Here is a 21498-nt window from a genome sequence, read left to right on the forward strand (position 1 = left end):
AGGCAGTGGCGGCTTTGGCTAAAGAAACTTAGCCTCTCCCTGCCTTCGCCTTACTTCTTGACGGGTTCGTCAGGCTTGACGTCGTTGCCTTCGATGTATGGAGACCATGGCTTGGCCTTCACAGGGCCGGGTGTCTTCCACACCACGTTGAACTGGCCATCAGCCTTGATTTCGCCGATGAACACCGACTTGTGCAAGTGGTGGTTCTTCTCGTCCATCTTGGAGACAATGCCGCTAGGTGCCTTGAAGGTCTGGCCAGACATGGCCGCAATAACCTTGTCCACGTCGGTGGACTTGGCTTTCTCCACGGCTTGCTTCCACATGTTGATACCGATGTAGGTCGCTTCCATCGGGTCGTTGGTCAAAGGCTTGTCCTTGTGGCCAGCGATGCCCTTGGCCTTGGCGTAGTCAGACCACTTCTTGATGAACTCGGTGTTGGTAGGGTTCTTGATGGACTGGAAGTAGTTCCAGGCAGCCAGGTGTCCCACCAGTGGCTTGGTGTCCACGCCGCGCAGCTCTTCTTCACCCACAGAGAAGGCAACCACGGGCACGTCCTTGGCCTTCAGGCCGGCGTTGCCCAGTTCCTTGTAGAAGGGCACGTTGGAGTCACCGTTGATGGTGGACACCACGGCGGTCTTGCCACCAGCGCTGAACTTCTTGATGTCAGCCACGATGGTTTGGTAATCGCTATGGCCAAACGGTGTGTATTTCTCGTCAATGTCGGTTTCCTTCACGCCCTTGGACTTCAGGTAAGCGCGCAGGATCTTGTTGGTGGTGCGGGGGTACACATAGTCGGTGCCCAGCAGCACCCAGCGCTTGGCGCCGCCGCCTTCTTTGCTCATCAGGTAGTCGACAGCGGGAATGGCTTGTTGGTTAGGGGCTGCACCGGTGTAGAACACGTTCTTGGACAGCTCTTCACCTTCGTACTGCACAGGGTAGAACAGCAGGCCGTTCAATTCTTCAACCACAGGCAACACGGACTTGCGAGACACCGAGGTCCAGCAACCGAAGATGACGGCCACCTTGTCTTGCGTCAGCAGCTGTTTGGTTTTTTCAGCAAACAGGGGCCAGTTGGAAGCAGGGTCGACCACCACGGGTTCGAGCTTCTTGCCCAACACGCCGCCCTTGGCGTTGATTTCGTCAATGGCCATCAGCACGGTGTCTTTCAACACGGTTTCCGAAATGGCCATGGTGCCGGACAGGCTGTGCAGGATACCGACCTTGATGGTGTCTGCAGCAAAGGCAGGCACGGCGGACAAGGTGGTCAGGGCGACGGCAGCAGTAAGTGCCTTCAGGGTAAAACGGCGAGAGTTCTGGCGTTGCATGTGGGCTTCTCCGAGGGTTAAAAAATCCGATTCACGTACCCCAGAGCCCTTGCTTGAAGTGGCTCTGCGATCCGATGGTTCAACTGTAGAGATGCCCCTTGAAAGCGGAAATACGCCTAGTGGCGTACACCCTCTGCATGCCCGTCCTGCAGGGGCACGAAGGCCCCTGCAGAAGACCCGTATTACTGGGTGGTCGTCGTTGTCGTAGTGCTGGAATCCGCCGCCGTGGTGGTGGTGCTGGCGGTAGTGTCAGTAGCCGTGCTATCGGCAGGCGCCGCAGGCGGCAGATCACCAGGGCCACGGCCGCGGCGCATGTGCAAGGGACCCTCACCGCGACCACGGGGCTCGCGTGGTACATCGGATGCCTGCTCGGTGCCGGATGCACTGCTGTTGGACTCCGAGCCTTCTTGGCGTGCCAGTGGCTTGGGCGGCTCTTGGCGGGTCGACGTCGCCGCGGTGTTGGTCGTAGTGGTGGCCGATCCAACGGCTGTGGTTGTGGCTGCGGCCGCCGTGCTGGTCGTGGCGCTGACGGAAGCGCTGCTGCTGTTTGCAGGGCCACCGGCCGGACCACCCTTGTGGGCCATGGCAGGCGAGGCCAGCACGCCCATCAGTACGGTGATAGCGGAGGCAATGGCGGGTTTGTAAAACGATGTCATGGTCAATTTCCTTTGGTTAAAGTTTCAAATTAGCGTGTGAATTTTTCCCACGCAAACGAACTATACGAGGGAAAATTTCCCACGTCAAGAATTTTGTGTAAATTTTTCCCACAAATAAGTTACATTTACGTCCATGGACTCCATCAACGCCGCCTCCGCCACCCCTGCGCCTGCCCTGGTGCGGGCCCTGCGGCGCGTGCTGCGGCCACTGGTCCGATTGATGATGGCGCAGGGCATGACCTACCCCTACCTCACGGAATTGCTCAAGAGCATCTTTGTGGAGGTGGCCGAAGCCGAATTCCGGTCTGACGCCAAGCCCCCTACCGACAGCCGTATTAGCGTGATGACGGGCGTGCACCGCAAAGACGTGAGCCGTTTGCGGACAGAACTCCGAGAGACCTCTGACGGCATGCCCGATGTGGTGTCTCTCGGCGCCCAGCTGGTTGCCCTGTGGCTGGGCACCTCCCGCTACCTGGACGATGACGGCAACCCGCGGCCTCTGCCTCGGTTTGCCAGCGACGGGGGAGAACAATCTTTTGAAGCACTGGTCGCCAGCGTGAACAGCGACATCCGCTCGCGGGTGGTACTGGACGAGTGGCTGCGCCTGGGGGTGGCCCATCTGGACGACAGCAGCCGCGTGTGCCTGAACACCAGCGCCTTCGTACCCAGTGTGGGCTTCGACGAAAAAGCTTTCTACCTGGGCCACAACCTGCACGACCATGCCGCAGCCGCCGCCAGCAATCTGCTGGGCGTGCAGCCGCCGTTTCTGGAACGCAGCGTGCAATACGACGCGCTCAGTCCGGAGTCCATCGCGCAGCTGAGCGCGCAAACGCGCGAAGCTGGCATGAAAGCCCTGTTGGACATCAACCAGTCGGCGTTGGAACTGGAACGCCAGGATGCGGAACGCCCGGCGGTCCGCCAGCGCATGACCTTCGGCGTGTACTTTTATACCGAGCCAGCGGCACCGGTGGATACCACCACGGCTCCCGGGACACCACGGCCATGAGACGAATGTTGAACCTCCTGTCGCGCAGCGTGCTGCTGGCTGCTGTATGCATGCTGGCGCTGCCGGGGCAAGCGGCCAACCTGTGCGGCCATGGCGACTCTCTCGTCAACCCGCAGGCGATGGCGCCGGGCATCGGTGGCACCGGCAATCTGGCGATCCGGCCGGGCATAGGCGGAACTGGTGATGTCGCGCTAGCGCCCGGCATAGGCGGCACCGGCATTGTGGGCGTGATCACCGGGTTTGCCAGCATTTGCGTCAACGGCGTAGAGGTGCACTACAACGATGCCACGCCCATCAGCGACAACGGGGCCGCGACGCGCGCTGGCGCGCTGGAAGTGGGACAACTGGTAGTGGTCCAGGCCCAGGGAAATGGGGACGAACTGCAGGCACGGCACGTTGCATTGCTGCATCTGGCCGTGGGGCCCGTGGACGAGGTGGACATGGCGCGCGGCGAACTCCGCATCCTCGGTCAAACGGCACACTGGTCGGCCAGCGCTGACCAATGGACCCATATGCGGCCCGGCACCTGGGTGCGGGTTAGCGGCTACCGCTTGGGCAGTGATGAGCTGCTGGCAACCCATCTGCAGGCGACCACTGTCCAGGCACAGGCGCAACTGACTGGTGTGGCCCATGTGCGCGGTGGCAGCATCCAGATCGGGACAGCAGCGATCAGTACCTCCGCGTTGGGCCTCTGGGAGGCGCTGCGCACCTGGTGGGCCGCCGCCAGCGGCAAGGAGTTGCAGGTCCAGGGCGTGTGGGATGGCGAACGGATGACCGCCAGCAGCGTGCGCGTGCAACCCACACGTGCACTGCTGGGAGCCGTGGACAAGGTGGTGCTGGAAGGCTATGCCCGAAATGCCGGAAACGGTTACATCGACCTGGGCCAAGGCCCCATCGCCTTGGGCGGCGCCGTCAGTGCGGCGCAACGGGAGGCTGTGTTCCAAGGCAGTGAACAGCGCCTGCGGATCTTTGGCAGCGTCGACGCGTCGGGGCATGTGGTTGCGGAACGCGTTGAGGTCCACGAAGCACCGGCAGCGCCTCATGTTGGCGGCGTATCCGGTGCGACGACAGAAGGCCCGGATGGCCCACGCAATGGCACGGGGCCCACGCCTGTGGGCACGTCAGCGCCGGGGGGGCCGACGGACACCGTCAAATCAGCCGGCGAACCTGGTGGTTTTAACAACAAAACACGGGGCAAGTGATTTGCTACTGTTTTAGTAGCAAACCAATCAATCATTCAGAGGGCCTGAATAGACTTTGTCCCGCAAGGGTGGGCGGCACCTGCCACCCTTTGGGTACCGTAAAAGCTGGCCCAATCTATACTGGGCCAGGTGTGCCTACCGCAAGCCTTGCGGACAGACACGTCTTTATTCACCAACCAGCAAGCCCGACATGCCAACTACGCCACCCGCACAGACACAGGCCGCAGAGTTGCCAGACGCCATCGCTGACGCGCTGGATGCCCAAAAGCAGGCCACTGACGACATCAAAGAAGTTGCCGAAGAACTGGGGGTGGTCCACGCGGTGTTGGACAACCGGATTCCGGAAGAAGTGAGCCATGAAGATGTAGGGCATGCGATCGCCCGCACCGACGAATTGGAGAAGCGCTTGAACGAGTCCGTGAAGGTGCTGGAAGACGCCACCGATGCACTGGCGCAGGAAGTCAAAGCCCGCCAGGCCACCGACGGCGAAGCCGCCTGAATTCGGGCTACACCGTCTGCACGTAGTCGCCGACCACCTCGGCCATCCAGTCCATCACCACCCGCACACGTTTGGACAGGTTGCGTCGGTTGGCATACAGCAGCGTCTGTGACATGGGCGGCGCTGCGTGCTGGGGTAACACCTCCACCAACAAGCCTTGTTGCAACAACAGGCGCACACCCACAGCCGGCGCCTGGATGATGCCCAGCCCGGCCTGGCAGGCAGCGGTATAGGCACCCGCGTTGTTCACCGTGATGGCGCCTTGCATGGGCAGGCTGCGCGTTTCGCCGTTGTCGCTGTAGTCAAAACCGCCGGGCTTGGCGCCCAGGGTGCTGGCGTAGTGCACCAGGTGGTGCTGGGCCAGGTCGGCCAGCGTGTGCGGCGTGCCGTGCGCCTGCAGGTAGGCCGGGCTGGCCACATTCACCATGCGCAGCGGCGGCAGCGGGCGCGCGATCAGGCTGCTGTCACCCACCGGGCCCACGCGCAGCACGCAGTCAAAGCCCTCGCGCACCAGGTCCACCCGCCGCTCGGTGCTGCTGATCTCCAGCTCCAACAGCGGGTGCACGGCCAGCAGCTCGGGAAGGCGCGGGATGATGGCATTGCGTGCCATTACCGTACTCATGTCGATGCGCACTCTGCCCCGCAGGTTCTGCGCGCCCTGCTGCTGGAACATGGTTTGCACCTCGTCCACATCGGCCAACAGATCCTTGCATCGCTCGTAAAACGCCTGACCGTCCTGTGTGGGCTGCACCTTGCGCGTGGTGCGGTGCAAAAGGCGCGTGCCCAGTTCGGCCTCCAACTGCTGCACGGCGGTAGACACACTGGCCTTGGGCAGGCCCAGTGCGTCGGCCGCCTGCGTAAAGCTGGCCAGTTCGGCCACGCGGGTGAAGATTTGCATACGGTCCAGAGTGCTCATTGTTCAATTGTTACGAACAAACCAATCAATATCTAGATATTTATCAAATCCACGCCACTCAATAGACTCGCTTCCATCCCCAACCCACCAAGGAAGCGACCATGTCTACCAGCACCAACACCACCCCCATCGCGCTCGTCACCGGCGGCAGCCGCGGCCTGGGTAAAAACACCGCACTGCACATCGCACGCAATGGCAGCGACGTCATCCTCACCTACCGCAGCCAAGCCGCCGAAGCCCAGGCAGTGGTTGCCGAAATCACCGTGCTGGGCCGCCGCGCCGTGGCCCTGCAACTCGACACCGGCGACAGCGCCAGCTTTGCGGGTTTTGCAGAACAGGTAAAGGCCGCGCTGGCCACCACCTGGCAGCGCGAACGGTTTGACCACCTGGTGAACAACGCCGGTGTGGGCATCCACGCCAGCCTGATGGAAACCACCGAAGCGCAGTTCGACACGCTGATGAACATCCACTTGAAGGGCGTGTTCTTCCTCACGCAAAAGTTGCTGCCACTGATGAACGACGGCGGACGTATCGTGAACCTGTCCAGTGGTCTGGCCCGCTTCGCCCTGCCCGGCTACGCGGCTTACGGCGCCATGAAGGGTGCGATCGAGACGCTCACGCGTTACATGGCCAAGGAACTGGGCCCGCGCGGCATTGCGGTGAACGTGGTGGCCCCCGGCGCGATTGAGACCGACTTTGGCGGTGGCGCCGTGCGCGACAACGCGCAGCTCAACGCCTTCGTGGCCAGCAACACCGCGCTGGGCCGCACCGGTGTGCCGGACGACATTGGTGCCATGATTGCCTCGCTGCTGACACCCGCCAACCGCTGGGTGAACGCCCAGCGCATTGAAGCATCGGGCGGCATGTTTCTGTAAGCGGCACGGCGTGCGAGACCTAAGCGGCCTTGTACGCCCTCCAGCCGCCAAACCCGGTGATGTCTTTGGCACCATCCAGCCCCGACGGTTCGCAGATAAAGCCCGCCACGGCGCTGCCATCGGCCAGCAGCGTCCGGCCTATGCCTAGCGGCGCCGGAATGCCGTCAACAAAGCTGCCGAACTGCGTGCCGGGTAACTCCCACACTTCCACTTCGATGGCCGCGCCGCCCTCGGCCACACGGGCCAGGCCTGGGCGCTTGCCATCGGGCAAGGCGTAGAGACGGTATTCGGGCGCGGTGGTGGTGCGCTGCACCAGGCGGGCACCGCGGCTGGTGAGCTGTGGGTTCAGTGGTTGGCCTTGCAGGTGCGCGCCGCAGACTGCCACCCGGATCTGGCCGGAAGGGACAGCCTTGGCCACTGTAAACGCGACTGCCGCATGGCCAGTTGCGCCCAGCCTCGCCGCCCTGCCCTGCAGACTCTGCTGCCAACGCTGGGCCAGGTGCAGCAGCGGCTGGTCCTGGTGCGCCGGGGCCACGAAAGTGATGCCGAACGGCAAGCCATCGGCGCGGAAGCCGGCGGGCACGGCGATGGCGGCATAGTCCAGCAGATTCACGAAATTAGTGTAGACGCCGAAGTCGCTGTTGCGCGCAATCGGCTCGGCCAGCATGGTGTCAATGCGGTGGATGGTCGGCGAGGTTGGCAACAGCATGCAGTCGATGCTGGCCCACACGGCGGCGCAGCGCTGGGCCAGCGCGCGCAAGCGGTACTGGGCGGCAAACGCATCGGCCGCCAGCGGCTTGGCACCGCCGAGCGTGATCTCGCGGGTGACAGGAAACACGGCATCCGGCTGCGCGTCAATGAAGGCGCGGATGGCCTGGTAGCGCTCTGAGACCCACGGGCCTTCGTAGAGCAAACGCGCGGTTTCGAAGAAGGGCTCGAAGTCGATCTCGACCAGCTCTGCGCCTAAGGCCAGCGCATGGGCGCGGGCCTCTTCGAAGCACTGGGCATAGCCGCTGTCGCCCAGGAACTGCAGCTGGTCGGCACGCGGCACGCCCAGGCGCGGGTGGGCGGCCCGGCCGAAGTCATGGCCGTGTGGCTGGGTCGGGCGCGCATAAGCGTCCTGCGCGTCATAGCCATGGGCGACGGCGAACACCTGCTGCGCGTCGTCGGCGGTCAGCGCGAAGATGGACACCGCATCCAGCGAGCGGCAAGCCGGCACCACGCCACTGGTGGACAGCAGGCCCAGGCTGGGTTTCAGTCCGACGAGGTTATTGAAGCCCGCCGGCACGCGGCCGGAACCTGCGGTATCGGTACCCAGCGAAAAGCTCACATGGCCCAGCGCGACCGACACGGCCGAGCCGGCACTGGAACCACCGGATACGAAGTCGGGGTTGAAAGAGTTACGGCAGGCGCCATACGGCGAACGCGTGCCGTTCAGGCCGGTGGCGAACTGGTCCAGGTTCGTCTTGCCGATGGCGATGGCACCTGCGTCGAGCAGTCGCTGGACCACGAAGGCGCTGACCTCAGGTGTGTCGGCGTAGGCCGGGCAGCCGGCAGTAGTCGGTACACCGGCCAGGTCGATGTTGTCCTTGATGGCGAAAGGCACGCCCCACAGTGGCAGGCCCTCGGGGCCGCGCTCCATCAAGGCTTGGGCACGGGCGCGCAACGCGGCGCCATCGATGCAGTGAATCCACGCGGTATGCGGGTCGTCGCCAATCGCCTTCACTACCTGCTCGACGACTTGCAACGGCGTCAAGCTGCCGTCGCGGTAGGCCTGCTGCAACGCGCCCAGGCTGAGGGAAATATCTGTCTTGTTCATGCTTGTGCTTCCTGGATCACCACCACGTCTTGCCCTGCTGCCACGCCACTGCCTTCGCGGCAGGCGAGGCGCCACACCGTGCCGGCACATGGCGCGGCGACGGTGAATTCCATCTTCATCGACTCGATGACCAGCAGCGCATCGCCCTCGGCCACGCTGTCGCCTTCGGCCACCAAGACTTTCCACACGCTGCCGGGTACGGCGCTGGCCACGCTGCGGGCGCCGGGGGGCAAGTCGTCTTGCGAGACTGCAGCGTCCATCGCTTCGGGTTCGCCCACGTATTCGGCCTGACCGGCGACGCGCCAGCGCTCGCGCTCTTCCTCAAACGCCTGGCCTTGCAGCGCACGGAAGGCGGCGATGTCGTTGGCGTTGTCGGCCAGGAAGCTTCTGTAGTCGTGCAGGCTGAACGTGCCCTCCTCCACCCGCAGCGGGTAGCGCCCGGCCGGGAAGTCGCGGCGGATTTTCAGCAGTTCTTCTTCGCCCACCGGGTAGAAACGGATCTGGTCGAAGAAGCGCAGCAGCCAGGGCTTGCCGGACTCGAAAGCCGGGGCGCCGCTGGCCGCATCGCGCCAGCGGTTCCACATCTGCAAGGTGCGGCCGACGAACTGGTAGCCGCCCGGGCCTTCCATGCCGTAGACGCACATGTAGGCGCCGCCAATGCCCACCGCGTTCTCCGGCGTCCAGGTGCGCGCCGGGTTGTATTTGGTGGTCACCAGGCGGTGCCGCGGGTCCAGCGGCGTGGCTACCGGTGCGCCCAGGTAGACATCGCCCAGGCCCAGCACCAGGTAGCGCGCGTCGAACACAGTCCGCTGCACTTCGGCGATGCTGTCCAGGCCGTTGATGCGGCGGATGAACTCGATATTGCTCGGGCACCAGGGTGCGTCGGGCCGCACCGACTGCATGTATTTTTCGATCGCCAAACGCGTTGCGCTGTCGTCCCAGCTCAGTGGCAGGTACACGGTGCGGGATGGAACGACTAGGTCGTCGGTATCACCCAAGGCATCGTCTGCTACAAAAATCGCAGCTACCAGCGCAGATACGGAGAGGGCTAGCGGCTCAAAATGTATTTGCAGCGAGCGGATGCCGGGTGTCAGATCGACAATGCCCGGCAGGCTTTGCGCCTGTAGGGCCTGCATCAGGCCGTGCACCCGCAGCCGCAGCGCGATGTCCAGCACCGCATCGCCCAGCTCGACCAGCACGTAACGGTCACCCGCCTGGCGCAGCACCAACGCCGGGCGTTCGCCCTGCGCGGCGCGCTGGGCCAGGATGGGCGAGCCGACAGCCTCGCTGCGCTGCGGAATCGCCGGTGGGGTCCAGGCAAGATTGGCGATGCGGTTTACCTGCGCGGCTTGTAAGGCCAGGGCCTCATCGGCCGTCACGCAGCGGAAGCGCACGCTGTCGCCGGGGCGCAGCTGGCCCATCTTCCAGCGCTCGCTGGCCAGCACCACGGCCGGGCAGACAAAGCCGCCCAGGCTGGGGCCATCGGGCCCCAGGATGACCGGCATGTCGCCGGTGAAGTCGATCGCACCGATGGCATAGGCGTTGTCGTGGATGTTCGACGGATGCAACCCCGCCTCGCCGCCGTCGCGCCTCGCCCATTCGGGCTTGGGGCCGATGAGCCGCACGCCCGTGCGGCTGGAGTTGTAGTGCACCTGCCAAGCGGTGCCGAAGAACATTTGCACGTCGGCATCGGTGAAGAAATCCGGCGCGCCATGCGGGCCGTAGAGCAAGGCGATGTCCCAGTGGTTCTGGTAGACCGGCACCACTTCGGCGGGCAAGGCAGCCAGCGGCTCGGCGACGGCATCGGCACCGATATGCAGCATGTCGCCGACCCGCAAGGTGCGCCCCGCATGGCCGCCGAACTGGCCCAGCGTGAAGGTGGATCGGCTGCCCAGGTACAACGGCACATCCAGCCCGCCACGCAGTGCCAGATAGGTGCGCGCGCCGGCGCCCTGCACGGCACCTAGCTTCAGCACGCTGCCAGCCTTGACCGTGTGCGACTGCCACAGCGGCAGTGCCACGCCGTCTACGCTGACGGCCATCGCGGCGCCACAGACTGCGATGACAGTATCTGCATGGAAGCGCAGACTGGGGCCACTGAGCGTGCATTCGAGCGCCGCCGCGTTCGCTGCATTGCCGACCAGCCGGTTCGCCAGGCGCATTGCTAGGTCGTCCATCGGCCCGCTCGGCGGCACGCCGACGGCCCAGTAGCCGACGCGGCCGGGGTGGTCTTGCACGGTGGTCTGCACACCGGCCTCCAGCACCTCCAGTGCCTGCGGCTGGTAGTGCAGATCGGCCAGGCTGCGTGTGACCATGCGGCCCTCGACAAACACCGGGTCGGCGGCGACGGTTCGCAGATAGCGCAGATTGGTTTCTATGCCCGCCAGACGTGTCGCAGCCAGCGCGGCCTGCAGTTTGGCGACGGCGTCGGCACGGTCGTGGCCGGTGACGATCAGCTTGGCGATCATCGGGTCGTAGTTGGGCGGTACTTCGCTGCCGGTGGCGACCCAGGTTTCGATGCGCGCGTCGACGGGGAATACAACTTCGGTGAGGCCCCCCGCACAAGGCTGGAAGTTGCGCGCCGGGTCTTCGGCATAGAGCCGCACCTGGATCGATGCGCCCTGCGGCGCGGGCACATCCAGCGCGAAATCGTCGCCGCGCGCCAGCTTCAGCATCCAGGCCACCAGGTCCACGCCCGTCACCTGCTCGGTCACGCCGTGCTCCACCTGCAGGCGGGTGTTGACCTCCAAGAAATAGAAGGCGCCGGTGTCGGCGTCAAGCACGTATTCCACCGTGCCGGCACTGCGGTAGTTGACGGCTTCGGCCAGGCGCACGGCGGTCTGCTGCAAGGCAGTGCGGGTGGCGTCGGACAAGCCCGGCGCCGGGGTTTCTTCAATCACTTTCTGGTTGCGCCGCTGTGCCGAACAGTCGCGCTCGCCCAGGGAAACCACGGTGCCGCGGCCATCACCGAACAGCTGTACTTCGATGTGGCGCGCACGTTCGACAAACTTTTCCAGGAACAGACCCGCGTCCTTGAAGTTCGCCTGCGCCAGGCGCTGCACCGCCTCGAAGGCCGGGCCCATCTCGGCATCGCTGCGGATCAGCCGCATGCCGATGCCGCCTCCACCGGCGGTGCTTTTCAGCATCACCGGGTAGCCAATGCGTGCGGCCTCGCTCTGCGCCTGGGCGAGGTCGGCCAGCAGGCCGCTGCCGGGCAGCAGCGGCACGCCCTGGGCCTCGGCCAGCGCGCGGGCGGTGTGCTTCAAACCGAAGGCGCGCATCTGCGCGGGCGTGGGGCCGACGAAGGCGATGCCGGCGTCTTCACAGGCCTGGGCGAAGTCCGGGTTCTCGGACAGAAAGCCGTAGCCGGGGTGGATGGCACCGGCCCCCGTGGCCCGCGCTGCGTCGAGGATGCGCTGCGGGTCCAGATAGCTCTGCGTGGCCGGCGCCGGGCCGATGCAGACGCTGTCATCGGCCATGGCCACGTGCAGCGAATCGGCATCGGCTTCGGAGTACACGGCCACCGAGCGCAGGCCCAAGGCCTTCAGGCTGCGGATCACGCGGCAGGCGATGGCGCCGCGGTTGGCGATCAAAACGGTATCGAACATAAGGATGTCCTCATGGGTGGGTCGTCCCACCAAGTGGATAGCGCACCACGAGTCGTCTCGCGGGCAAACATTCAAAGAGAATCGGCCTCTAGCCCAGGTAATACCTGCGCCAGCAGCTATGAATTCAATAGCAAATCAATTCCAGACCAGCAATCGGATCGGCGTCGGGTTGTAGCCATTGCAGGGGTTGTTCAGCTGCGGGCAGTTCGAGATCAGCACCACCACATCCATCTCGGCCTTGAGCTCCACGTACTTGCCGGCGCCGGAGATACCGTCTTCAAAGCTCAGATGGCCGTCAGGCGTTACCGGCACGTTCATGAAGAAGTTGATGTTGGGTGCGATGTCACGTTTGCCCAAGCCCAGCACGCCCGCCTCGTGGCAGTGGCACAGCGCGTGCATGAAGCTGTCGCGGCAGCTGTGCATCGGGCGCTTGTCCAAGGCGTAGCGCACGGTGTTGCTCTCGCTGGAGCAGGCGCCGCCCAGCGTGTCGTGGCGGCCGCAGGTGTCGGCGGTGATGGTCAACATGACCCGGCCTTCGCTGGAGTACAGCCGCGAGCCCAGGCCCAGGTACAGCTGGCCGTTGCGGGCGATGGTGTCTGCGGCGCTGTAGCGCTCCTCAGCGTTGGCCGCGCTGTAGAACAGCGTATCGACCGCCTGGTTGCCTTCGAGGTCGAGAATGCGCAGCGTCTGGCCGGCGCGCACGGTGGCCATCCAGGGGTCGCCGGCCAGGCAGGTTTCGTCGAGCACGGCGGTGGCCGGGCTCAGTGGGCTTTCCAATAGTTTGCTCATGCTGCCGCTCCAGTGGACGCCACGTAGCGTTCGGTGTTGGTGAAGGCGCGGCCGTTCTGCGGGCATTGGTTGCGGCATGCGTCGTCGGCTGCCACGGGCTCGGCGCGGTAGGCGCTGAGCTGCACATCGGCGGGGGCGTAAACCGGATTGGCATCCAGCGGATGCGGCGCACTGCTGAGCACGACCAGCGTGTCCATCTCGAAGCGCAAATCGACATAGCTGCCGGCTACGCTGTGGCCGCTGACGTGGCTCAGCGCGCCATCCGCATCGGGCACCACCTTGCTGAAAAAGTTGACACTGGGCACCAGGTCGCGTGCGCCCAGGCCCCATTTGGTCAACTCGATCAGCAGGTTGTCGCGGCCATTGCGGTGCATGGCGTTGCGGTGCTGCTGGTAGCGCTTTTCGCCGTACTGGGCCAGCACCATGGCCGCGTCGCTGACGCCGCACCAGGTGTCGTGCCAGCCCAGGCTGTCGGCGGTGATGGAGCAGAGTACGCGGCCCATGTCGGACTGGCAGACATAGCCGGCGGTGAGGAAGGCGGTGTGCTGCGACTTCAGGGTGTCGGGCATGTTGTAGCGCTCCAGCGGCTGCTCGGCGTTGAAGAACAGCGCGGAGACATTGGCGCCGCCTTGCAGGTCGGTGAGGCGCAAAGCGGTGCCGCGGCGCAGGCGGCCGGACCAGTGGTTGCCGCCGGGGAGGTGTTCCTCCCACAGCAGGCGGTTAGCGGGGATGGGGTTCATACAGGGTTCCTTTCGTCGGCCATTTGCGTGAGTTTTCGCAATTGGTCCAGGTCGGTTTTCATGCCGGAGGTTTCGCGGATGCGGTCCAGCAGCTGGCGTTTCAGGCGCAGGAACTCGGGCGCCAGCTTCATGTCCTGCTCGCGCTTGGCGGGCAGTGGTACGTCGTAGATTGAGTCGATGCGGCCCGGGCGCGGCGCCATCAGCACCACACGGTGGCCGAGGTAGATGGCCTCTTCCACGTCGTGGGTCACAAAGACGATGGTGGTGCGCTCCAGGCGGTGCACGTGCAGGATCAGGTCGTGCATCACCTCTCGGGTCTGCGCGTCCAGCGCGCCAAAGGGCTCGTCCATCAGCAGGATCTGCGGCTTGCCCATCAGCGCGCGGGCAATCGCCACGCGCTGCTGCATGCCGCCCGACAGCTGGTTCGGGTAGGCATCGGCCGAGGCGGTCAGCCCCATCAGCTGCAACAGTGCATCGGCGCGGCCCGAGGCGGCCTCGACATCGGCGCTGCTGCGGTCGCGGGTCTGGGCACTCAGCTGGCGGCAGAAGCGGATGTTTTCCGATACGCGCAGCCAGGGGTAGAGGCTGTAGTGCTGGAACACCATGGCGCGGTCCTGGCCTGGCCCGGTGATGGGCCGGCCGTCGACCAACACATCGCCTTTGCTATGGGTTTCCAGCCCGGCCAGCGTGCGCAGCAAGGTGGACTTGCCGCAGCCCGAAGCGCCGACCAGTGTCACGAACTCGTTGTTGGCGATGCCCAGGTTCACGTCGTTCAGCGCCGTGGTCTGGCCGAAATATTTCCAGACGTTTTTGCATTCGATTTTCATAGCTGCTTAACGTGCATGAAGCCAAGGAAAAGCCTTGCGGTGCAGCAGGCGGAACAGCTGGTCGATGGCCAGGCCGATGCAGCCGATCAGCAGAATGCCGGCAAAAATCTTGTCGGTTTGCAGAAAGCGCTGGGCCTTCAAAATCGCAAAGCCCAGGCCCGAGTTCGCAGCCACCAGCTCGGCGACGACCAGGTAGGTCCAAGCCCAGCCCATGGTGATGCGCAAGGTGTCGAGCAGGGCCGGCTTGGCGGAAGGCAGGATGACTTTCTCCAGCACCTCGCGCCGGGTCGCGCCCATGGTTTGCGCGGCCTCGATCTGCGCCATGGGCACGCGGCGCACGTCCTCGGCCACCATCAGCACCATCTGGAAAAAGGTGCCGATAAAGATGATGGCCACCTTGGCGCCTTCGTCGATGCCGACCCACAGCATCACCAGCGGGATGAAGGCCACGGCTGGCATGTAGCGGATGAAGTCGGTCAGCGGTTCCAGCAGCGCCTGCACCGCGCGCCAGCTGCCAATCAGCAGACCCAGCGGCACCGCCAGCAGCGCGGACAGCGCCCAGCCGGATACCACCCGCAGGGTGCTGATGGCGACATCGCCCAGCAGGTCGTCTTCCATGGCCCAGCTGCCAATGCGCGTCACCACTTTGTCGGGGCTGGGCAGAAACACCGGGCTGACGCCGCCGAAGGCGCTGAGCAGGGCCCAGCCCAGCAGCGGCACCAGCAAACCGATGAGCGCCAGCACGCCATAACTGCGACGCGAGATCGCCAGTCGTATGGACCACATGGAACGGTCCTTTACTTCAGCGCGTCTTGCAACAGACTGCCGTCAATACCTTTGGCGGCATCGGGCTTGCCGTCGATGAGCTTGTATTGCGTCAAGAATGCAGCAATGGTCGGCGCGGTGCTGGACAGCGACAACGCTTGCTTGGCATCAAAGGCCTGGGTGTTGGCGGCGGCATCGAAGAACTTGGTGCCGGGCAGGAACACGGTGTATTCCTCGGGCGACATGCTGACCACCTTGGACATGATCTTGGCGGCTTCGGCGGGCTGCTCGCGGATGAACTTCTCGGTGTCGAACCAGGCCTTGATCATGCCGACCAGCTCTTTGCGCTTGGTCTGGATGGCTTTGTCTTGCGCCACCAGCAGGTCGGGCACCAGGCCGGGCATGTCTTTGGAGGTGAACAGGGCCTTGCCCTTGCCACTCTTCTCGATCTGGCTGACCCAGGGATTCCACAGCACCGCAGCATCCACCTTGCCGCTGATGAATGCGGCCGCAGCGTCGCCGGCGGACAGGTTGACGATCTTCACGTCTCCGAGCTTCATGCCGTTCTTGGCCAACGCCGTGGCCAATACGAAGTGCGAGATGCTGTACTGCTCCAGCGCTACCTTCTTGCCCTTGAGCTGGGCAAACGACGTGATTTTGGGGCCGACCATCAGCGCGTCATTGCCGGCCGAGTTGTCGTTCACCAGAATCGCTTTGAGTGGTAGCCCTTTGGCGAGAGGGCCCAAGGTGTCGGACCAGGTTTGGGAGTTGGCATCGAGCTGTCCCGACGACAAGGCCCCGATGGAGTCGGTGTAGTTGGCGAACCAAACCAGCTTGACGTCGGCGCCGTATTTCTTGAAGAAGCCCTTTTGCTCCGCCACATACCAGGCCACCCAGCCGGGCCAGTCGGACACACCAACCTTGACTTCGGCCGCGGCGGGCGTGGACACGCTGGCCACACCGATGCCGGTCAGCACTAGGCAGGCACTGACAACGCTGCGCTTGAACGCACGAGAGATCGAGAAGAGAGAAGTAGACATAGCAAGACTCCAGGTTGAAAGACAAATGCGGGAGACCACCTCGATTACGAAGTGAACCTCCCGGGCTTTTGTCCCGCCGTGGAGCCTGCAGTGGTAAGTAGTGGCCACTGCTGGCCGACTGCTCTCGGACCAGACACCGCTTGCGAACAAGTGGCCGGAACCCTAGCTGTCATTTGTAGAAGCAATCCAGTGTGGCTGCCCCCGCACAAAAGGCTATGCAAATTCGATGCCAATCTCTGTCGGCCCTGGGCGACGTGCCCCGCTGATGGCGCAATCGCACAGGGAAGATGTGGGTTTTTCTCCGCACAGCCCCGGCCGCATGGCCCGCTGCGCACGCCTACCGATGGCACATCGAGGGTGCACGAGCACCAATTTGGAGTGGGCCGCCTGCCCTGCTACTATTTCTCCAACCGGAGACCGCATGACCCACAGCCCCATCCCCTCTTCTTCCGTCCGCACCGCCCGGCCCCTGATAGAGCTGCTCTGCGGCTTGGCCCTCGCCGTGTTGGGCGGCTGCGCCGATGTGCACTGGGAACGCGCGTTTTACGACGGCTTCCAGCGCTGCCCGCCCGGCCATAGCGCGCAAAACGAGTCTTGTGGCAAGGGCCCCGCGTATGACCACTACGAGCAGGAACGCGAGCGCCTCCAGGCAGACAAACCCAAGCCTGCCGCCGGCAACAACCCCATCGAAGAAAAGCAGCTGTAGCGCCTAGACCGCGTCGAAGCGGAAGCTGGACGCGGTGACGCCACCAAAAATAGCGTCCTCGTGGTAGACACAGGTGGCGGTGTCGGTTTCGGCCGCACCCAAAGCCACCATCAGCGGCAGCAGGTGCTCCTCACGCGGATGGCACAGGCGGGCCGCCGGAGCCTGCTCCCACTCCAGCAGCTGGTGGGTGCGCTGCGCAGGCGGGGCTACCAGCGTGGCTTGCAGCCAATCGTCAAACGCCTTGGACGGTGCCTTGGCCTGCGGACCAAAGGCGCGCAGGTTGTGGTAACTCAGACCACTGCCCACGATGAGTACCCCTTCGTCACGCAGCGGTGCCAGGGCGCGGCCCAGCGCCAGATGCTCGGCCGGGTCCAGGCCCGTGCGCAACGACATCTGCAGTACCGGCACCTGGGCCTCGGGGTACATCACGGCCAGCGGCACAAAAGTGCCGTGGTCGTAGCCACGCTGGCTGTCCAGCGCCGCGGGCAGGCCCGCGGCCTCCAGCAGGCCCTGCACGCGCTGTGCCAACGCGGGCGCGCCGGGCGCGGGGTACACCACTTGGTAGGTATGGGGCGGAAAACCGCCGTAGTCATACACCATGCCCGGCGCTGGGCCGCTGCCCAGCGTGAAGGCACGCGCCTCCCAGTGCGCCGTGATCATTAATACCGCCTTGGGCGTTGCGCCCAACTGGCGTGGAATATCGGACAGTGACTGGGCCAATGGCTGCATGGCAGCGGCCATCTCGGGCATATAGGGCCAGGGGCCGCCGCCGTGCGAGATGAAATAGGTGGGAAGGCGTTGGGACATGGTCGGTCTCCTCAAAAAATCAATCACCCAGGTCCAGGGTCTGGGCCAGTGGCACCTCTGGTGGTGCCTCGTAGTCAGCCACCACCCAGGCGCGGCGCGGGTGGGCGGCAGCCTCTTGCAGCAGCGCCAGCACGCACTGGATGGACGCCTTGTCCAGCGCTGCGAACGGTTCGTCCAACAGCGTGAGCGCGGCGCCCGAGGAAAGCGCCGCGGCCAGCCACACTTTGCGCTTGGAGCCGGTGGACAGCATGTACAGCGGCTTGGCCACATGCGGCGTGAGGCCCAGCGCCTCGGTCAGGTCGGCCAAAAGCGCGCCGTCCCAAGCCGGGTAGCGTGCAGCCGCAGTCTCAAAAAACTGCGCGGCACTGACCTGGTCCAACGCCACAGTGCGCGGGTCCATCCATGCCACCCGCTGGCGGTAGGCCACGGGCTGGGCGTGGAGCGACACGTCGCCCAATTGCAGGCTGCTGCCCGGTGCCAGCAGGTCGCCGGCCAGTAAGCGCAGCAGGCTGGTCTTGCCCCGGCCCTCGCCACCGCTGAGCCAGGTTACCCCCGGCGGAATCCGCAGCTGTGCGGGCAGCGGTAACCACTGCCCGGCAAACCCGAAGCGCAGGTCTTGCACCTGCAGCACACATGGCGCCGCATCGGGTGTTGGGGAGTGGGTGGATGAGGTCATGGCACAGGTCTGAAAGCAATCAACAGGGGTATTTTGCTACCAATTCAATAGCTGCTGGCGCAGGTTTTACGGGGGCTACAGGCCAAAAATGCATAAAAAAAGCCAGCCACAAGGGCTGGCTTGTGGCTGACGCCAGGCAGGGCTTACTGCTTCACGGCTTCCAGCGCGATGGTAATGGTCACGTCGTCACCCACGTACGGTGCGAACTTGCCGGCGCCGAAATCGGTGCGCTTGATGGTGGTCGTGGCTTCCGCACCGATCACGTCTTTCTTCAGCATGGGGTGGGTGGTGGACACGAAGTTCACCACCTTCAGGGTCGCAGGCTTGGTCACGCCCTTGATGGTCAGGTTGCCTTCCACGCTGGCAGGCTTGTCGCCATCAAACACCACTTTGGTGGACTTGAAAGTGGCGGTAGGAAACTTGGCGGTGTCCAAGAAGTCCTCGCCCTGGATGTGGCCGTTGAAGGCTGTGAAGCCGGTGTCCACAGCCTTCATGTCAATCACCACGTCCACGGAACCGGTCTTGGCAGCTGGGTCGAATGTCACGGTGCCGGTGGTGTTGTTGAAACGGCTTTGTTGTGTAGACAGACCGAAGTGGCTGTACGAGAAGCGGGGGAAGGTGTGCGAAGAATCCAGGTTGTAAGTCGCGGATTCGGCGCTGGCAGCACCGGCGAAAGCAGAAAGCGCCAGAGCGGCAGCGATGAAAGAGGTACGCATGGAAAACTCCTGATGTGCGGGTTGGGTGAAAAAAGAAACGAAAAACTTAGAGCTTGCCCACGCCAGTCAGCGCGAGCTTGAACTTGACCTGCACGTCGTCGGCCACCATAGAGGTGTCGGCCCACTCGTTCTCGCCAATCTTGAAGGCCAGACGCTTGAGCGGGAAGGTGCCGGTGACCGTGGTGGTGGCGCCGCTTTGCGTCAGCGCCACAGGCACGACCACATCGCGGCTGGCGCCTTTGATGGCGAGCTTGCCGCTCACCTCAAACTTGCCGCCGCCCAGGCCTTTGACGGCGGTGGACTGGAAGGTGGCCTGCGGGAACTTGGCGGTGTTGAACCAGTTGGGGCGTGGCAGTTCGGCATCGCTCTCGGGCACGCCCAGCGTGGCGCTGGCAATGTCCACGGTGAAGGCGATCTTGCTGGTGTCGGGCTTGGCGGGGTCGAAGGCGATTTGCGCGTCAAACTTCTTGAAGCGGCCTTCCACGGGCACGCCCATTTGCTTGCTCACAAAGACGATTTCGCTTTGGGCGGGCACCAGCTTTTGCTCGGCAAATGCGGTGGAGGCTCCCAGTGTGGCGACAGCCAGCACGGTGCATGCAAGAAGGCGAGAGGTGTTCATACAGGTTCCAGAGTGCAAAGGAAAAAACGGAAATCAGCCGCGGCCGGGCAGCATGCGGCCGATCAGGCCGTCGCGGTCAAACCACTGGTGCTTGAAGGCCGCCGCAGCGTGCAACACCGCCAGGGCCACAAGGGCAAAGGCACTGATCTCATGCCAGGGCTTGATGAGTTCGGACAGCGCTTTGTCGGCCGGCACGAAGTCTGGCAAAGGCAGCACGCCAAATACGACGATGGGGAAGCCGGCGGCCGAGCTGTAGGCCCAGCCAATCAGCGGCACGGCGAAGAACAGCGCGTACAGCGCATAGTGGGTGGCGTTGTGCGCCCAATGCTGCCAGACAGGCATGGCCTGCACGATGTGCGCGGGCAACGCAGGCGGGCGGTGTGTGAGGCGCCAGAGCAGGCGCAACACCGAGAGTGTCAACAGCGTGATACCCGCCCACTTGTGCCAGTTGTACAGCTTCAGACGCATGGGCGAGAACGGCAGATCGGCCATGTACAGACCCACACCGAACAAGGCCAGTAGCGCAAAACCCAGCACCCAATGCAGCACGATGGCCGTCAGGCTGTAGCGTTGGACGGCGGTGGTGTCAGGGGAAGGAGTGGAGATTGCCATGCCCTCGAGTCTAGGGGGCATTAGTTTTTCAATTTTGAATTAGATTGACGACTAATTCCAAATTATTTGAATGAATAAGTTCCCCGATTAGTCCGAATGGACAGGCACCAACCGATGAGTGGTTAGGGTTTGTGGCCCGAGCGGCGCATCTCGCGCAGCATGAACAAATACAGCCCCTCCACCTTTTCACGCGCCCAAGGCGTTTTGCGCAAAAACTTGAGGCTGGAGCCCACGCTGGGTTCAAAGGTAAAACAGCGCACCGGAACACGCTCGCCCAGCCCATCCCAACCGTAGTAGTCCGCCAACTCGGTCACGATGGCCTCCAGCGTTTTACCGTGCAGGGGATTGTTGGCTTGCTTGGTGGCGGAGGCGGGTTTGGGCGAATCGGTGCTCATGCGGGGATTGTCGCAGTGTCAGCATCCATTCATTGCAAATCCGGATTCGCCTTACGCGATTCAGAACCGGCAAGGTATTTGTTGAATATCGCGTCGTAGGTTCCGTCTTTTTTCATCGCCCGAAGAGCCTGGTTGTAAGCACTGATGACCTTGGCGTAGTCCTTCTTATTGGTAAACGCCAGATAGCTGGGGATGGCTTCAATGGCCGGAGACAACTCCTTGATCGATCCCGCCAGACCCATCGTTCTGGCCGAATCGAGGGCCACGTGGCGATACGACGGGACCACGTCAACACGATCAACCAGTAGTTTTTTGATATTGGCGGACGCGCTATTTGCAAGATCCACCTTCTTGAACACCCCTTTTTCGAGCGCCGAATCCAAACGCGGGCCATAGCTGGTTTGGTTGATGATCCCAATGCGCAACTCTGAGAGCTTGTTCAAATCGCCGTCAAAGGTGACGGCCGAGTCTTTGCGAACAAAGAATGCCTGCACCTGGGTGATCAGGACTTCTTCTGCGTAGGTCAAAAACTCCTGACGCTCACGTGTCTGGTAGACCGAGAAAATGCCGTCAATCCTGCCTGCCTTGACCTCAGCAAGGCAACGGGCCCAAGGCATGATGGCAATCTCAACCGGATACCCGGCTCGCTTGAACACTTCATTGATGACGTCCACCAATAATCCGGTTTGTTTGCCGTTGTCCACATAGGCAGTCGGAACACTGTCCGCCGCGGCCAACACCAGCGTTTGCGCGTAAGCCGTTGGAATGCTCAGCTGCACAAGACATGCTGCCCCCAGGCCGCACCACACCCACTGCAATATCCAACGTCTCGCTGTTCTTGCAGATTGAGAAAAGAAATGAATTGCACCCATTTGTTTTTTCTAGTGGCTAACGGGAGGA

22 protein-coding genes and 1 riboswitch are annotated in these 21498 nt (G+C 63.5%); of the genes, 5 read left to right on the forward strand and 17 right to left on the reverse strand.

Annotation, left to right across the window (positions count from 1 at the left end):
• Nucleotides 1-50 precede the first annotated feature (50 nt).
• Together urtA and AC097R_RS17310 are read right to left on the reverse strand one after the other, a co-directional pair.
• Nucleotides 51-1325: an urea ABC transporter substrate-binding protein gene (gene urtA / locus AC097R_RS17305; RefSeq protein WP_479599431.1), complete on the reverse strand. Its 1275-nt coding sequence runs from the start codon at nt 1323-1325 to the stop codon at nt 51-53.
• 182 nt (nt 1326-1507) lie between these two features.
• Entirely contained in the window at nt 1508-1981 is a 474-nt protein-coding gene (locus tag AC097R_RS17310) for a hypothetical protein (RefSeq protein ID WP_479599432.1), read from the reverse strand.
• 133 nt (nt 1982-2114) lie between these two features.
• On the opposite strand from AC097R_RS17310, the gene AC097R_RS17315 reads away from it, so the two are divergent.
• The 3 genes from AC097R_RS17315 to AC097R_RS17325 all read left to right on the forward strand — a co-directional run bounded on the left by AC097R_RS17315 (nt 2115) and on the right by AC097R_RS17325 (nt 4688).
• Nucleotides 2115-2987, forward strand: coding sequence for a DUF6502 family protein (locus AC097R_RS17315; RefSeq protein WP_479599433.1), 873 nt, complete (start codon nt 2115-2117; stop codon nt 2985-2987).
• Nucleotides 2984-4189, forward strand: coding sequence for a DUF5666 domain-containing protein (locus AC097R_RS17320; protein WP_479599434.1), 1206 nt, complete (start codon nt 2984-2986; stop codon nt 4187-4189). Before AC097R_RS17315 ends, AC097R_RS17320 begins: the two co-directional genes overlap by 4 nt.
• Before the next feature lie 190 nt (nt 4190-4379).
• Entirely contained in the window at nt 4380-4688 is a 309-nt protein-coding gene (locus AC097R_RS17325; protein ID WP_479599435.1) for a hypothetical protein, read from the forward strand.
• A 7-nt stretch (nt 4689-4695) separates the two neighbouring features.
• On the opposite strand, the gene AC097R_RS17330 is transcribed toward AC097R_RS17325, so the two are convergent.
• On the reverse strand, nt 4696-5604 hold the full coding sequence (locus AC097R_RS17330; protein ID WP_479599436.1) for a LysR family transcriptional regulator: 909 nt from the start codon (nt 5602-5604) through the stop codon (nt 4696-4698).
• A 101-nt stretch (nt 5605-5705) separates the two neighbouring features.
• Here AC097R_RS17330 and AC097R_RS17335 point away from each other — a divergent pair, with 101 nt between their 5' ends.
• Nucleotides 5706-6479 carry an SDR family NAD(P)-dependent oxidoreductase gene (locus tag AC097R_RS17335; protein ID WP_479599437.1) on the forward strand — a complete coding sequence of 258 codons (774 nt, stop codon included), beginning with the start codon at nt 5706-5708 and terminating at the stop codon, nt 6477-6479.
• A gap of 19 nt (nt 6480-6498) precedes the next feature.
• Here the strand turns inward: AC097R_RS17335 and atzF are convergent, their stop codons facing one another.
• The 7 genes from atzF to AC097R_RS17370 form a co-directional block, all read right to left on the reverse strand.
• Nucleotides 6499-8298 (reverse strand): allophanate hydrolase, encoded by a 1800-nt coding sequence (gene atzF, locus AC097R_RS17340; RefSeq protein WP_479599438.1) that lies wholly within the window; start codon nt 8296-8298, stop codon nt 6499-6501.
• A complete protein-coding gene (gene uca, locus AC097R_RS17345) occupies nt 8295-11906 on the reverse strand; it encodes an urea carboxylase (RefSeq protein ID WP_479599439.1) in 3612 nt (1203 codons plus the stop codon). Before uca ends, atzF begins: the two co-directional genes overlap by 4 nt.
• A 135-nt stretch (nt 11907-12041) precedes the next feature.
• Nucleotides 12042-12695, reverse strand: a complete 654-nt coding sequence (locus tag AC097R_RS17350; RefSeq protein WP_479599440.1) for an urea amidolyase associated protein UAAP2 — start codon at nt 12693-12695, stop codon at nt 12042-12044.
• Complete coding sequence (locus tag AC097R_RS17355; protein WP_479599441.1) at nt 12692-13435, reverse strand: urea amidolyase associated protein UAAP1; 744 nt, start codon at nt 13433-13435, stop codon at nt 12692-12694. The genes AC097R_RS17350 and AC097R_RS17355 overlap by 4 nt, the downstream gene beginning before the upstream one ends.
• The gene (locus AC097R_RS17360; RefSeq protein ID WP_479599442.1) at nt 13432-14262 is read right to left on the reverse strand and encodes an ABC transporter ATP-binding protein; all 831 of its coding nucleotides are present in this window, start codon (nt 14260-14262) and stop codon (nt 13432-13434) included. Before AC097R_RS17360 ends, AC097R_RS17355 begins: the two co-directional genes overlap by 4 nt.
• Before the next feature lie 6 nt (nt 14263-14268).
• Nucleotides 14269-15048: an ABC transporter permease gene (locus AC097R_RS17365; protein WP_479599443.1), complete on the reverse strand. Its 780-nt coding sequence runs from the start codon at nt 15046-15048 to the stop codon at nt 14269-14271.
• Nucleotides 15049-15059: 11 nt separating this feature from the next.
• On the reverse strand, nt 15060-16067 hold the full coding sequence (locus tag AC097R_RS17370; protein WP_479599444.1) for an ABC transporter substrate-binding protein: 1008 nt from the start codon (nt 16065-16067) through the stop codon (nt 15060-15062).
• A 55-nt stretch (nt 16068-16122) separates the two neighbouring features.
• Nucleotides 16123-16244: riboswitch (guanidine-I (ykkC/yxkD leader) on the reverse strand.
• A gap of 244 nt (nt 16245-16488) precedes the next feature.
• Here AC097R_RS17370 and AC097R_RS17375 point away from each other — a divergent pair.
• On the forward strand, nt 16489-16773 hold the full coding sequence (locus tag AC097R_RS17375) for a hypothetical protein (RefSeq protein WP_479599445.1): 285 nt from the start codon (nt 16489-16491) through the stop codon (nt 16771-16773).
• A gap of 3 nt (nt 16774-16776) precedes the next feature.
• Here the strand turns inward: AC097R_RS17375 and AC097R_RS17380 are convergent, their stop codons facing one another.
• The 7 genes from AC097R_RS17380 to AC097R_RS17410 form a co-directional block, all read right to left on the reverse strand.
• Entirely contained in the window at nt 16777-17580 is an 804-nt protein-coding gene (locus AC097R_RS17380; protein WP_479599446.1) for a DODA-type extradiol aromatic ring-opening family dioxygenase, read from the reverse strand.
• Nucleotides 17581-17599: 19 nt separating this feature from the next.
• Nucleotides 17600-18256: an ABC transporter ATP-binding protein gene (locus AC097R_RS17385; RefSeq protein WP_479599447.1), complete on the reverse strand. Its 657-nt coding sequence runs from the start codon at nt 18254-18256 to the stop codon at nt 17600-17602.
• 143 nt (nt 18257-18399) lie between these two features.
• Nucleotides 18400-18972 carry a YceI family protein gene (locus tag AC097R_RS17390; RefSeq protein WP_479599448.1) on the reverse strand — a complete coding sequence of 191 codons (573 nt, stop codon included), beginning with the start codon at nt 18970-18972 and terminating at the stop codon, nt 18400-18402.
• 46 nt (nt 18973-19018) lie between these two features.
• Nucleotides 19019-19591 carry a YceI family protein gene (locus AC097R_RS17395; RefSeq protein WP_479599449.1) on the reverse strand — a complete coding sequence of 191 codons (573 nt, stop codon included), beginning with the start codon at nt 19589-19591 and terminating at the stop codon, nt 19019-19021.
• 33 nt (nt 19592-19624) lie between these two features.
• On the reverse strand, nt 19625-20203 hold the full coding sequence (locus AC097R_RS17400) for a cytochrome b (protein ID WP_479599450.1): 579 nt from the start codon (nt 20201-20203) through the stop codon (nt 19625-19627).
• Nucleotides 20204-20325: 122 nt separating this feature from the next.
• Entirely contained in the window at nt 20326-20598 is a 273-nt protein-coding gene (locus tag AC097R_RS17405; protein WP_479599451.1) for a VF530 family protein, read from the reverse strand.
• Nucleotides 20599-20627: 29 nt separating this feature from the next.
• Complete coding sequence (locus AC097R_RS17410) at nt 20628-21470, reverse strand: substrate-binding periplasmic protein (protein WP_479599452.1); 843 nt, start codon at nt 21468-21470, stop codon at nt 20628-20630.
• Between the last annotated feature and the right edge of the window lie 28 nt (nt 21471-21498).

The sequence above is a fragment of the Rhodoferax sp. ZS1R25 genome (assembly GCF_056521335.1).

Excerpts from the sequence above, each read along its gene's own strand:
- urtA (WP_479599431.1), bottom strand. The coding sequence starts at position 1,325 with ATGCAACGCCAGAACTCTCGCCGTTTTACCCTGAAGGCACTTACTGCT.
- AC097R_RS17310 (WP_479599432.1), bottom strand. The coding sequence starts at position 1,981 with ATGACATCGTTTTACAAACCCGCCATTGCCTCCGCTATCACCGTACTG.
- AC097R_RS17315 (WP_479599433.1), top strand. The coding sequence starts at position 2,115 with ATGGACTCCATCAACGCCGCCTCCGCCACCCCTGCGCCTGCCCTGGTG.
- AC097R_RS17320 (WP_479599434.1), top strand. The coding sequence starts at position 2,984 with ATGAGACGAATGTTGAACCTCCTGTCGCGCAGCGTGCTGCTGGCTGCT.
- AC097R_RS17325 (WP_479599435.1), top strand. The coding sequence starts at position 4,380 with ATGCCAACTACGCCACCCGCACAGACACAGGCCGCAGAGTTGCCAGAC.
- AC097R_RS17330 (WP_479599436.1), bottom strand. The coding sequence starts at position 5,604 with ATGAGCACTCTGGACCGTATGCAAATCTTCACCCGCGTGGCCGAACTG.
- AC097R_RS17335 (WP_479599437.1), top strand. The coding sequence starts at position 5,706 with ATGTCTACCAGCACCAACACCACCCCCATCGCGCTCGTCACCGGCGGC.
- atzF (WP_479599438.1), bottom strand. The coding sequence starts at position 8,298 with ATGAACAAGACAGATATTTCCCTCAGCCTGGGCGCGTTGCAGCAGGCC.
- uca (WP_479599439.1), bottom strand. The coding sequence starts at position 11,906 with ATGTTCGATACCGTTTTGATCGCCAACCGCGGCGCCATCGCCTGCCGC.
- AC097R_RS17350 (WP_479599440.1), bottom strand. The coding sequence starts at position 12,695 with ATGAGCAAACTATTGGAAAGCCCACTGAGCCCGGCCACCGCCGTGCTC.
- AC097R_RS17355 (WP_479599441.1), bottom strand. The coding sequence starts at position 13,435 with ATGAACCCCATCCCCGCTAACCGCCTGCTGTGGGAGGAACACCTCCCC.
- AC097R_RS17360 (WP_479599442.1), bottom strand. The coding sequence starts at position 14,262 with ATGAAAATCGAATGCAAAAACGTCTGGAAATATTTCGGCCAGACCACG.
- AC097R_RS17365 (WP_479599443.1), bottom strand. The coding sequence starts at position 15,048 with ATGTGGTCCATACGACTGGCGATCTCGCGTCGCAGTTATGGCGTGCTG.
- AC097R_RS17370 (WP_479599444.1), bottom strand. The coding sequence starts at position 16,067 with ATGTCTACTTCTCTCTTCTCGATCTCTCGTGCGTTCAAGCGCAGCGTT.
- AC097R_RS17375 (WP_479599445.1), top strand. The coding sequence starts at position 16,489 with ATGACCCACAGCCCCATCCCCTCTTCTTCCGTCCGCACCGCCCGGCCC.
- AC097R_RS17380 (WP_479599446.1), bottom strand. The coding sequence starts at position 17,580 with ATGTCCCAACGCCTTCCCACCTATTTCATCTCGCACGGCGGCGGCCCC.
- AC097R_RS17385 (WP_479599447.1), bottom strand. The coding sequence starts at position 18,256 with ATGACCTCATCCACCCACTCCCCAACACCCGATGCGGCGCCATGTGTG.
- AC097R_RS17390 (WP_479599448.1), bottom strand. The coding sequence starts at position 18,972 with ATGCGTACCTCTTTCATCGCTGCCGCTCTGGCGCTTTCTGCTTTCGCC.
- AC097R_RS17395 (WP_479599449.1), bottom strand. The coding sequence starts at position 19,591 with ATGAACACCTCTCGCCTTCTTGCATGCACCGTGCTGGCTGTCGCCACA.
- AC097R_RS17400 (WP_479599450.1), bottom strand. The coding sequence starts at position 20,203 with ATGGCAATCTCCACTCCTTCCCCTGACACCACCGCCGTCCAACGCTAC.
- AC097R_RS17405 (WP_479599451.1), bottom strand. The coding sequence starts at position 20,598 with ATGAGCACCGATTCGCCCAAACCCGCCTCCGCCACCAAGCAAGCCAAC.
- AC097R_RS17410 (WP_479599452.1), bottom strand. The coding sequence starts at position 21,470 with ATGGGTGCAATTCATTTCTTTTCTCAATCTGCAAGAACAGCGAGACGT.